This window comes from Alsobacter ponti (assembly GCF_024294805.1).
In the GTDB taxonomy this organism is placed as follows: Bacteria; Pseudomonadota; Alphaproteobacteria; order Rhizobiales; family Beijerinckiaceae; genus Alsobacter; species Alsobacter ponti.
The window spans coordinates 23,439-34,609 of record NZ_JANCLU010000032.1; the positions used below are offsets into that span (position 1 = coordinate 23,439).

The following is an 11,171-nucleotide window of genomic DNA, read 5'->3' on the forward strand; positions in this document are numbered from 1 at the left end:
CGACGCCGATCTCTCACCGATGCTGCGGCGGCTGCGGGACTCCGCCACCATCGCCACGACCCGGCGGGCGCGTGAGCTGCGCGCCGCGGGGCGCGACGTGCTGGTCATCAGCGGCGGCGAGCCGGACTTCGACACGCCGGAGCACATCAAGGCGGCGGCCCACTCCGCGCTGGACAAGGGCGACACCAAGTACACGCCTACCGAAGGCACCCCCGCCCTGCGCGCCGCCATCGCGGCGAAGCTCGCCCGCGATAACGGCCTCGCCGTCAAGCCCGAGAACGTCATCGTCGGCACCGGCGGCAAGCAGGTCATCTTCAACGCGCTGATGGCGACGCTCGGCGAGGGCGACGAGGCGGTCGTCCCGCGCCCCTGCTGGGTCTCCTACCCCGACATCGTCGAGCTGGCCGGAGCCCGCCCCGTCTACGTCGATTGCGGTCCCGACCAGGGGTTCAAGCTCACGGCGGCGCAGCTGCGCGACGCCATCGGGCCGAGGACGCGCTGGCTGATCCTGAATTCCCCCAACAACCCCACGGGTGCAGTCTACTCGGCCGCCGAGCTCCGCGCCCTCGCCGACGTGCTCCTCGAGCACCCGAACGTGATGGTGCTCACCGACGACATCTACGAGTACATCGTGTTCGACGACGCGAAGTTCGCCACCATCGCGCAGGTCGAACCGCGGCTCGCGGCGCGGACGCTGACCGTCAACGGCATGTCGAAGGGCTACTGCATGACGGGCTGGCGCATCGGCTACGGGGCCGGCCCCGAATGGCTGATCCGCGCCATGGCCAAGCTGCAGGGCCAGACCACCACGAGCTGCTGCTCGTTGAGCCAGGCGGCTGCGGTGGCGGCGCTGAACGGCCCGCACGATTTCGTCGCCCGCAACAACGCCGCCTACCAACGACGACGCGACCTCGTGGTCGAGGCGGTGAACGCCGTGCCGGGGCTCGCCTGCGCCACGCCGCAGGGCGCGTTCTACGTCTATGTCGACGCGTCGCGGCTGATCGGCGCACGCCGTCCCGACGGCGGCGTGCTGGGCGACGATATCGAGGTCGCCGCCTACATGCTCGACGCGGCCGGGGTCGCCGTCGTGCCGGGGGCGGGCTTCGGCTACTCGCCGTGGTTCCGGCTCTGCTTCGCCTACGCCGACGACGTGTTGCGCGACGCCTGCTCGCGGATCGCGCGGGCCGTCTCGGAGCTGCGCCTGCCATGACGGCGAAGACGGACGCGCTGATCGTCGGCGGCGGCCACAACGGCCTCGTCGCCGCCTTCTACCTCGCCCGCGCCGGGCTCTCGGTGCGCATCCTGGAGCGGCGCGAGAGCGTCGGCGGGCCGGCCTCCACCATCGAGTTCTTCCCGGGGTTTCGCGGCGCCATCACCAATTCCCCGGGCTCGTTCGAGCCGCGCATCGTCGCCGAGATGGAGCTGGAGCGGTTCGGGCTGGGCTGGGTGAAGCCCAACCCCTCGGTGCTCCACCCCTTCCCGGACGGGCGGTTCTTCGTGGGATGGCGCGACCAGGCGAAGGTCAGCGAGATGATCGCCCGCGACTTCTCGCGCCGTGATGCCGAAGCCTATCCGCTCGTCTTCGAGTTCTTCAACGACTTCGCGCGGCGGATCGGCGTCTCCCTGTTCGAGCCGCCGCCGTCCCTGCGCGAGCTGGTCAGCCGGCTGAAGACCCCGCGCGACGAGGCCGATTTCGCGACGATCTTCTTCGGCAGCATCCGCGACTTCCTGGAAGCGAGGATCGAGAGCGACGCGATCCGCACGGCCATCGCCATGCTGGCCTCCGGCGGCGCGGTCGCGCCGTCGACGCCCGGGACACCGATGGCGCTCTTGCAGCGCCCACTGTCGATGTATTCCTCCGCCGCCGTCGGCGAACACGACCCGCGCAACCAGCCCCTGCGCGGCTCGACCGGCCTGCCGCGCGGCGGCATGGGCGCGATCACCGGGGCGATGCGGCGAGCCATCGAGGCGTTGGGCGTGCGCGTCGAGACCGGCGCGCGAGTCGACCGCCTTCTCGTGTCGCCGGACGGGCGCGCCGAGGGCGCGGTGCTCGACAACGGCGCGGAGGTGCGCGCGTCGATCGTCCTCTCCAACCTCGACCCCCGCACCACGCTGCTCGGCATGGTCGACCGGCGGCATGTGCCGGACGAGACGCGCGAGCTGCTGGGCGGCCTGCGCCGCGGCGCCAGCGCCTTCAAGGTGGTGCTCGCCGTCGACGCGCCGCCGCTGTTCGCCGGCGCGCCGCCCGAGTATGCCGAGGCCTATTCGAGCTGCCAGATCCGGATCGCGCCCTCCACCGCCTATCTCGAGCAGTGCCACCAGGATTTCCTGGCACGCCGGCTGACCGCCTGTCCCCGCCTCCTCGGCCTGATCCCGACCTTCACGGACCCCAGCCTGGCGCCGCCCGGCAAGCACCTGCTGTCGTTCAACGCCTGGTTCTTCCCCTACGAGCTGGACGGGATGGACTGGACGCGCGCCAAGGAGGAGCTGGGCCGGCGCATCCACGCCATCCTCTCCGACTACATGCCGAGCCTGCGCCAGTCGGTGATCGCCATGCGCTGCTACAGCCCGGTCGACCTGGAGACGGAGTTCGGCCTGATCGGCGGCAATTTCTCGCATCTCGACATGACGCCGCAGCACATGTTCGGCTTCCGGCCGATCCCCGGCATGAGCGATTACCGCACCCCGGTGCGCGGGCTCTATCTGTGCGGCTCGGGAACGTGGCCGGGCGGAACGGTGACCGGCGTCCCCGGCTACAACGCCGCGCACGCGGCGCTGCGCGACCTGTCCCGGTGACCGGGAACGTCGCGACGACGAAACGACAGGGAGGATGAGGGCGATGGCGACGATCGAGGTGCGGCGGCGGGTGCTCACGACGGACCGGACGTGGCGCGAGGGCGGCCCGCCGCTGGACGAGCCGATCCGGCGCGGCTGGGCGGCCGCCATCCTCGCCAACCCGTTCGCCGGCCGCTACTGCGAGGACCTGATCCCTTTCATGGAATCCCTCGAACCGCTGGCTTTCGAGATGACCGGCGAGGTGCTCGAGGCGCTGGGCGCGCGGCCGGCGCGGATCGAATCCTACGGCAAGGGCTCGATCGTCGGCGTCGACGGCGAGCTGGAGCACGCCGCGATCTGGCACAATCCGGGCGGAGCTGGCATCCGCAGGGCGCTGGGCGGCGGCAAGGCCGGCGTGCCCGGCTCCATGAAGGTCGGCGGTCCCGGCTGCACGCTCGACCTGTCGCTCGGCAACATGGACGCCGCCAACGTCCGCTCGCACTACGACAGCCTGTCGGTGACGCTCGGCGACGCGCCGCGCCCCGCCGAGCTGGTCGTCATCGTGGCGCTGGCCACGGGCGGGCGGCCGCACGCCCGGCTCGGCAGCCTCATCTCGGCGGAGGAGGCGCGGCGCGCCGCCAACCGCTGACGCGCCCGGCTCACTGCGCCGGCGAGTACCAGATGGGCGAGGTGTAGGCGCGCTCCTGCTGCGACGTCGGCAGGTTGGGCGCGAGCTTGAGGCCGTAGTACTTGGCGTCGTAGGCGGTCCAGCGCGGCGTCGGGATCTCCAGCACGCGGCCGTAATAGAAGGCGCGCTGCTTCGGATCGAAGTCGGGATCCTTCCACACCGCGATGAGCTCCGGCCCGCCGATCGTGTTGGTCCAGGTGGCGTTCGGCACGTCGACGGTGCTGCCCACCGGCGGCAGCCTGCCGTCCGCAGCGGGCTGGCGGGCGCCCGACCACGCCACGTCGTAGACCTTCTCCCGCATCTCGCCGGAGGCGTCGAGCCAGCCCTTGACGATCTGGTAGCGGTCGAGATTGGCCCCGATCGGGTCCTTCAGCGCCGCGACCAGGAAGGTCGGGCTCTTGCCCTGCGGCGCGGGGCCGAGGTCCCCGCCCATCGGCACGCCCTTGGTGTAGCCGGCGAGCGCCGGGCTGCGGGTGACGGCGTCGCCGGGCTCGAAGTCGTAGCCGCCGAAGAATCGCACCAGCATGCGCGGACCGGTGGTGGCGTAGGTCTCGCGACGCTCCATGGCGTCGAACAGCGCCTCCCGGGTGTTCTCGGTCGCCCAGACGGCGGCGTAGCCGGAGGCGATGGTCTCCCACTCGTAGACGGCGCCGGCCTTGCCTTCCATGAAGGCGCGGCCCTTGGTGCGATCCGGGCCGGGCTCCATGACCGCCGTCTTGCCGAAGTAATTGTCCTCCTCGGCCGCGGTGAGGCCGGTATGGGCGTCGGTGGAGCCGATCAGCCCGAACTTGTAGGGGTTCACGCCGATGCTCGATTCCAGCTTGAGCCCGAGCTTGAGGGCCGAGCGGGCATATTCGAACTGGAGCATGTCGGGCGTCTTGGCCTCGCTCATGTCGATGTTGCCCTTGTCCCAGCGTTCGAAGTTCGCGAACTCGTCGTTGGGCGACAGATAGGGGTGCGTCTCCGCGTCCCCCTTCATCTGGGTGACCTCGTAGAGCCGCTCCCAATGGGCGCGCGTCTCGGCATAATCGCGGTCCAGGGCCTTGCCCGTGCCGGGCTCGATCATCGGGAACATGCGGCCGTTGGACAGATTGCCGTTGTGGGGAATGGCGAGGACGCGGCCCCCGGTCTTGTCCTCGTAGGCGGCCATCCACGTCCACAGGCCGCGCGGATCGTCGCTGCCGAGCGGAGGCAGCGTGGTGTAGGGCACCACGCGCTCGGCCTTGTCGCCGTTGTCGCGGAACACGACGTTGCGGTGAAGGTTCATGCCGCCGGTGGTCGACGTCCACTCATAGCCGATGAAGGCGGTGAACCGTCCCGGCTCGTTGGCCTGCTCGGCGGCCTTGATGGTGGCCTGCCAGGCGGAGCGGTAGGCCGTGCTGTCCGGGCTGTAGATCAGGGCCTTGCTCAGGCGGCCCTGCGTGAAGCTCTTGATGATGTCGTAGGCGGCGTCCGCTCCCTTGCCGCCGACGATCATGTCATGCCAGCGACGGCCCGTGGGATCGGCCATGATGTGGGGCTTTCCGGCGATCACATCCGGGAAGAAGCCCATGTTGTCGGAATGGTCCGCCACGACGAGGAAATCGAGCGGGCGCGACAGCCTCGCCGGCTGGCCCGTCGACGAGACGACCTGCTCGCCCCGCGCGAAGCGGTAGGCGTCGGAGGGCGAAAGCCGGGCCCCGAAGGCGCCGGCGTCGAGCGAGAACGACGTGTGCAGGTGGGTGTCGCCGAAATACGGGCGGACGGGGAAGTCGCGTCCCGCATAGGGCGAGTAGTTGGGCCGGGATTGGTACAGCTTTTCGGCCGCTTCCCTGTGCAGGGTGCCGACGTCGCTCTGGTCCGCCGCGCGCCCCGGCGCGGCGAGGCCGAGGCAGGTCGTCCCCAGCAGGATCGACGCGAGGACTGTCCGTGTGCTCATGTGAAGTCTCCTCCGCTCGCGATCAGAACGACGACAGTCTCTGGAACACCCAGAACATGGCCAGGCTTCCGACGGCATAGGGCGGCGCCAGCGCCGCCCAGCGTGGGATGGGAAGCCGTGTCGAGGCGATGGCCGCGCCGACGCCGAGGACGGCCGTGACGAACAGCAATTGCCCCGCCTCTACCCCGACGTTGAAGAACAGCAGCGCGATCGGGATATGGCCTTCGGGCAGCCCGGTCTCGCTCAGCGCGCCGGCGAAACCGAACCCGTGCAGCAGCCCGAACAGGAAGGCGACGATCCACGGGGCTCGCGCGCCGAGCCCTTCGCGCCCCTGTCGGGCGTGCGCCGCCTCCAGCGCGACGAAGGCGATGGAGAGGGCGATGACCGCTTCCACGGGCCGTTGCGGCGCGTGCACGTAGCCCAGCGTCGCGGCGGCCAGCGTGATGCTGTGGGCGACCGTGAAGGCCGTGATGGCCATGACGAGCCGCCTGTTGCCGCGCGTCAGCAGCATGAGGCCGAAGACGAAGAGCAGATGGTCGACGCCCGTCAGGATGTGCTCGACGCCCAGCGGCAGGTAGGTCGCCGCGACGTCGAGCCGCGACGGGCGGGCCGGGATCGTCGCCTTCGGCCGCGAGGGCGTGAGCCGCTCCACGACGGAGCGTCCGTCCGCGAACTCGACCCGCAGCAGCGCGTCGGAGAGGCTGGCGTCGAGCCCGGCGACGCCCACGACCTGGCCTTCGAGCCCGTCGCGGGCCCGCACCCGCCAGCTCTGCACCAGCGCGTCGTCCGAGCGGCGCGACAGCACGGGCGACACCGCCTGCGCGGATGCGGGCAGCTCGACATGCAAGGCGAGCCGCATGTCTCCCACCATCGGCGTCTTGAAGAGCACGTCGAAGAGGCCCGGCGCGGTCTCGGTCAGCGCCAGATAGGCGGGGCGGACCTCATGCGCCATCGGGCCCGGGACGCGCGCCAGCAGCGACGCGAGGGCGAGCAGCGCGGCGGCCAGGAGCCCCGCCGGACGGGCGATCGGCCGCCGGCCCGCGCTCATTTCGACGCGCCTCCGGCCAGCTTCGGCGACGCCTTGGGCTCGACGACGATGACGCCGTACTTGCTTCGCAGCGTCGCGATGTAGGCGGCTCGGGCCTCGGCCTCGCGGGCCTGCCGCCAGTCCGCCTTGACCTCCTCGCGGATCTCGTCGAACGGGCGTGGCGCTCCGGGGGCGAACGCGGCGACGAACACCAGGTGCTGGCCGTAGCCGGAGGCGACCGGCCCCGCCCAGACGCCCCTCGGCAACCCCTCCAGCGCGTCGGCGAAGCCGGGTCCGAACAGCCGGGACACCGCGTCCAGCGTCTCGTCCGCGTAGCGCGGCTCCAGCGGCAGCGGATCGCCGACGCCAACCGCGCCCTCGGGGCCGACCTGCCCTAGTGGGAGGAGCGCCTGTCGAGCGGCGTCGGCGGCGTCGGCCCGCCGGTTGGGGCTGAAATAGACCTGCTGGAACGTCACCCGCGACGGCCCCCGGTAGCGCGCCGCGCCGTGGTCGTGGAAGGCGCGCAACTCCGCCTCGGTGGGCTCGGCCACCCTGCCCGTGTCCTCGACGAGGAAGGTCAGCTTCTGCGCCAGCCTGCGCCGCACGATGGTGTCGTCGCGGTCGAGCCCCAGCGCCCGGGCCTCGCGCGCCAGCAATTCCTCGGTGACCAGGTTGTCGACGAGCGCGGCCATTTCGTCGGGCGTGGGATCGCGGCGGAACTGGCCGGCGAACGTCTCGCCCAGCCAGCGCAATTCGCCCTCGCCGATCATGACGGGCTGCGCGTCCGCGGGCGACTCGCGGCCTCGCACCAGCGTGTAGCCGCCGAAGAGCAGCGCCCCGGCCAGCACGAAATGCAGCAACGGGTCGCGCAGCATGCGTCGGTCTCCCCGCACCGTTTCAGCGAGCGCCGCGCCTCGCGCCGCGGAGGCTGCTATCGCGCTGATTGTGTTAAGCGGGCGACGCATCCACTGCTTTGATTCTGGTCAACGAACTGCCTGTTTTTTGGCGGTTAACTCAATGTCGACGGGGCTCCCGCAGCCGGGGCCCGCTCCTGCCGGCGCTCGCCGGCCCGCATGGCTGCGCAAGCCCTGGAGATTCCGCCATGCGGCTCGTCCCCTCCATCGCAGCCTGCCTGCTCGCGTCTTTGGCGCCAGCCTTCGCGCAGGACAGCCTTCCGCGGCCCGAGCCCCTATTCGGCGGCCGCGTCGGGGACACGTGGAAGGAGTCCGTCCCGGACTATCCCAAGCCGGTCCAGGCGCCGGCCGGGGCGCCCAACGTGCTCGTCATCCTGCTTGACGATACCGGCTTCGGCCATGCCGCGACCTTCGGCGGCGCGGCGCAGACGCCGACGCTCGACCGGCTGGCGCGCGAGGGCCTGCGCTACAACCAGTTTCACACCACGGCGCTGTGCTCGCCGACGCGCGCGGCGCTGCTGACCGGGCGCAACCACCATTCGGTCGGCTCCGGCGTGGTGATCGAGATGGGCACGGGCTTCCCCGGCTACACCGGCATCGCGCCGGACGCCGCCGCCGGCCTGCCGGAGATCCTGCGCGCCAACGGCTACGCCACCGCCGCCTTCGGCAAGTGGCACAACACGCCCGATGCGGAGATCTCGCCCGCCGGCCCGTTCGACCGCTGGCCGACCGGCAGGACCTGGGGGTTCGAGTACTTCTACGGCTTCATGAACGGGGAATCGAACCAGTACTATCCCTCGCTCTACCGGGGCACGACGCCTGTCGCCGCGCCGAAGACGCCGGAGCAGGGCTATCACCTCACCGAGGACATCGTCGACGAAGCGATCGGCTGGCTCGACCGGGTGAACGCGACCAATCCCTCCAAGCCCTGGTTCCTGTATTTCGCGCCGGGCGCGATCCACGCCCCACATCATGCGCCCCAGGCCTATCGCGACAAGTATCGCGGGAAGTTCGACGCGGGCTGGGACCGCTACCGCGAGGAGACTTTCGCACGGCAGAAGCAGCTCGGCGTCATCCCGGCCGACACGGTGCTGACGCCCCGCCCGGCGGAGCTGCCCGCCTGGGCCGACCAGCCGGAGGAGGCCAGGCGCGTCTACGCGCGGCTGATGGAGAACTACTCCGGCTATCTCGAGCACACGGACGTCGAGATCGGCCGCCTCATCGCCGCCATCGAGACGAGCGGCAAGCTCGACGACACCATGGTCGTCTACATCGTCGGCGATAACGGGGCCTCGGGCGAAGGCGGGCTGCAGGGCACCGTCAGCGAGGTCGCCAGCGTCAACGGCATCCAGCTCGGTCTGCCGGGCCTGCTCGCCAAGTTCGACCAGATCGGCGGGCCGGAGACCGAGCCCCACGTCCCGGCCGCGTGGGCGTGGGCGGCGGACACGCCGTTCAAATGGACCAAGCAGGTCGCCTCGCACTTCGGCGGCACGCGCAACCCGGTGGTGATCCGCTGGCCGAAGGGCCTCGCCGCGCGCGGCGAACTGCGCTCGCAGTTCCACCACGTCATCGACATCGCCCCCACCGTGCTCGAGGCCGCGCACCTCCCCGCGCCCAGGACCGTGAACGGCGTGGCGCAGAAGCCCATCGAGGGCGTCAGCATGCTCTACAGCTTCGCCGACCGGGACACCCGGTCGCGGCGCTCGGTGCAATATTTCGAGATGATGGGCAACCGCGCCATCTACAAGGACGGCTGGATCGCCTCGGCCCGGCATGGCCGGCTGCCCTGGCAGACGGCCGGTGCGGCGACCGGCGCGTTCGCCGACGACCAGTGGGAACTCTACGACCTGTCGACCGACTTCTCGCAGGCCAACGACCTCGCCGCGCGCTATCCCGACAAGGTCAAGGAGATGCAGGCCGCCTTCATGGAGGAGGCGCGCAAATACAACGTGCTGCCGCTCGACGACCGCCTGTCCGAGCGCTTCGACATGAGCCTTCGGCCCAACCCGCTGAAGGGCCTGACGAAGATGATCTACGGGCCGGGCGTCGGCGGCCTCAACGAGAGCGCGACGCTCAACACGCACGGCGTGCCGTTCTCGATCACCGCCGACGTTGAGATCGGACCAGCGGGCGGCGACGGCGTGCTGGCGGCGATGGGCGGCACCACGTGCGGCTGGACGCTCTACGTGAAGGACGGCAGGCCGACCTTCGCCTACAACTTCTTCGCCGTCGAGGAGACCACCGTGGCCAGCGGCGCTCCGCTGGCGCCGGGCAAGGCGAGCATCCGCGTCGACGTGACGCCCGTCGCCCCCAGCCCGGGCGCGGCGGCCGACGTGACGCTGTGGGTGGACGGCAAGCAGGTCGCTTCCGGCCGCGTGCCGCGCACCGCGCCCTTCCGCTACAGCACGGAGCCCTTCGACGTCGGCCGAGACAGCGTCTCGGCCGTGTCGAACGCGTACCGCTCGCCCTTCGCCTTCCAGGGCCGGATCGCGCAGGTGGCGGTGGAGGTCAGGTGACGCGCTAGGCGGCGCGCCGCCCACGCCGCCTCCCGCTCAGAAGCGGATGTTGACGCCCAGGATCGGGCCGTGCTGCAGCACGTCGTACTCGAAGTCGCCGTTCTTGTAGTCGACCTTCAGCGCGCGATAACCCAGGAACGCGCCCCAGGTCTCGTTGAAGGCGTAGCTCAGGCCGCCGAACAGGTCCCACTCGTACTTGGACCCGCCGCCGCCCGCGAAACCGACGGCGATGGCGCTGAAGCTGCGGGTGAACTCGTAGCGCATCCGCACGCCGGCCACGGCGTCGGCCCAGACCTCGGACTTGCTGAGTGACACGTAGCCGTTGATGGGGTCATGGGCCTCGAGCGTGTTCTTCATGCCGAAGCCGCGCACGCCCACCAGGCCGTCCATGGTGAAGCCGTTGCCCTCGTAGAGACGGTAGCCGCCGGCGGCGAGGCCGATGACGCTCGAGCTCTCCAGCTTGAGCCTGTCATACCCATCGGGAGGGGCGAGCGTGGGGGCGATCTTCGAGAAGATGAGGTCAGTGAACAGGACGAAGCGGCCGTAGCGCGCCTCGCCGCTGGCCATCACGGCCCCTTGCAGGTTCTGCAGCAGCTTGTCGAAGCCCACATTGATGTCCGCCGCCGGCAGAGGCGGCAATGTCCGCACCCGACCCTCGATCCCGGAGGCCCAGCCATAGACGCTGACGGCGAACGTCCAGGACGGCGCGGGCTCGACCACCGGAGCCGGCGCGGCGGGCGCGACCGGCGCGCCGAGGTCCGCGGCCACGGCCGCCTGCGAGATTGCGCAGACCAGCGCCGCCGCCCCGGTCGCCAGCCCCCGCGCCAGGACGCGCTCCAATGAACGCCGCGCCGCAGCCCCGCCCGACCTCGTCCACTCCGTCATGCCACCGCCCCCATTCTCCACGCCGAGCTCTTAACTCACGCTTGCAACGGCTTAGCATGAGTCAATCGAAGCGCGCAGCAGCGACTCAGCCACAACTACCGGGAGAATTCCGAATCCCCGCCCCCTGTGTCCCCCGCGCCATTGTCCCTACAGGCGATGTATCGGTGCGGACGCCAGTCCGCCCGTTCCCGGAATGCCGGAGCCTTGGCGGAGGCATGGCCGGGAGCCAGCGTAGGGATGCTGCCGCGAAGCGGCTCTTTGTGAATTCTCTTCCTTAAATCCCACGTCGCCATGCGCTTCTATCCCGCCATCCTTTCGGATGCGGGGCTTGGCTTGTTCTGCGGAGCCCGGAAGGGCGGCGCGGAACGGCAGGGGCCTCGTCCCGCCGGCGGATGCCGGAGGTGAGGGTGTAGTACCGACGAGAGTTGACCCCCGCCGTTCCGCGCGC

The 11,171-nt window shown here is 70.7% G+C and carries 8 protein-coding genes; 4 read left to right on the plus strand and 4 right to left on the minus strand.

Annotation, left to right across the window (positions count from 1 at the left end; genetic code table 11):
• The first annotated feature begins 19 nt into the window (after window positions 1-19).
• The 3 genes from NK718_RS20950 to NK718_RS20960 are packed head-to-tail and all read left to right on the plus strand — an operon-like array spanning window position 20 to window position 3,424.
• Window positions 20-1,210, plus strand: coding sequence for a pyridoxal phosphate-dependent aminotransferase (locus tag NK718_RS20950; protein WP_254746392.1), 1,191 nt, complete (start codon window positions 20-22; stop codon window positions 1,208-1,210).
• Window positions 1,207-2,796 (plus strand): phytoene desaturase family protein, encoded by a 1,590-nt coding sequence (locus NK718_RS20955; RefSeq protein WP_254746374.1) that lies wholly within the window; start codon window positions 1,207-1,209, stop codon window positions 2,794-2,796. Before NK718_RS20950 ends, NK718_RS20955 begins: the two co-directional genes overlap by 4 nt.
• 43 nt (window positions 2,797-2,839) lie before the next feature.
• A complete protein-coding gene (locus NK718_RS20960) occupies window positions 2,840-3,424 on the plus strand; it encodes an amino acid synthesis family protein (protein ID WP_254746376.1) in 585 nt (194 codons plus the stop codon).
• A 10-nt stretch (window positions 3,425-3,434) separates the two neighbouring features.
• Here NK718_RS20960 and NK718_RS20965 read toward each other — a convergent pair whose 3' ends face one another.
• The 3 genes from NK718_RS20965 to NK718_RS20975 are packed head-to-tail and all read right to left on the minus strand — an operon-like array spanning window position 3,435 to window position 7,283.
• Complete coding sequence (locus tag NK718_RS20965; RefSeq protein WP_254746378.1) at window positions 3,435-5,381, minus strand: DUF3604 domain-containing protein; 1,947 nt, start codon at window positions 5,379-5,381, stop codon at window positions 3,435-3,437.
• A gap of 22 nt (window positions 5,382-5,403) precedes the next feature.
• Window positions 5,404-6,429, minus strand: a complete 1,026-nt coding sequence (locus NK718_RS20970; protein ID WP_254746380.1) for a HupE/UreJ family protein — start codon at window positions 6,427-6,429, stop codon at window positions 5,404-5,406.
• The gene (locus tag NK718_RS20975) at window positions 6,426-7,283 is read right to left on the minus strand and encodes a peptidylprolyl isomerase (RefSeq protein ID WP_254746382.1); all 858 of its coding nucleotides are present in this window, start codon (window positions 7,281-7,283) and stop codon (window positions 6,426-6,428) included. The genes NK718_RS20970 and NK718_RS20975 overlap by 4 nt, the downstream gene beginning before the upstream one ends.
• A gap of 227 nt (window positions 7,284-7,510) precedes the next feature.
• On the opposite strand from NK718_RS20975, the gene NK718_RS20980 reads away from it, so the two are divergent.
• Window positions 7,511-9,838, plus strand: a complete 2,328-nt coding sequence (locus NK718_RS20980; protein WP_254746384.1) for an arylsulfatase — start codon at window positions 7,511-7,513, stop codon at window positions 9,836-9,838.
• Window positions 9,839-9,874: 36 nt separating this feature from the next.
• On the opposite strand, the gene NK718_RS20985 is transcribed toward NK718_RS20980, so the two are convergent.
• On the minus strand, window positions 9,875-10,723 hold the full coding sequence (locus NK718_RS20985; RefSeq protein ID WP_254746386.1) for a hypothetical protein: 849 nt from the start codon (window positions 10,721-10,723) through the stop codon (window positions 9,875-9,877).
• Between the last annotated feature and the right edge of the window lie 448 nt (window positions 10,724-11,171).

Bases quoted from the DNA above. Each gene is read 5' to 3' on its own strand.
- NK718_RS20975 (WP_254746382.1), bottom strand. From the start codon at position 7,283: ATGCTGCGCGACCCGTTGCTGCATTTCGTGCTGGCCGGGGCGCTGCTC.
- NK718_RS20965 (WP_254746378.1), bottom strand. From the start codon at position 5,381: ATGAGCACACGGACAGTCCTCGCGTCGATCCTGCTGGGGACGACCTGC.
- NK718_RS20950 (WP_254746392.1), top strand. From the start codon at position 20: ATGCTGCGGCGGCTGCGGGACTCCGCCACCATCGCCACGACCCGGCGG.
- NK718_RS20955 (WP_254746374.1), top strand. From the start codon at position 1,207: ATGACGGCGAAGACGGACGCGCTGATCGTCGGCGGCGGCCACAACGGC.
- NK718_RS20970 (WP_254746380.1), bottom strand. From the start codon at position 6,429: ATGAGCGCGGGCCGGCGGCCGATCGCCCGTCCGGCGGGGCTCCTGGCC.
- NK718_RS20980 (WP_254746384.1), top strand. From the start codon at position 7,511: ATGCGGCTCGTCCCCTCCATCGCAGCCTGCCTGCTCGCGTCTTTGGCG.
- NK718_RS20985 (WP_254746386.1), bottom strand. From the start codon at position 10,723: ATGACGGAGTGGACGAGGTCGGGCGGGGCTGCGGCGCGGCGTTCATTG.
- NK718_RS20960 (WP_254746376.1), top strand. From the start codon at position 2,840: ATGGCGACGATCGAGGTGCGGCGGCGGGTGCTCACGACGGACCGGACG.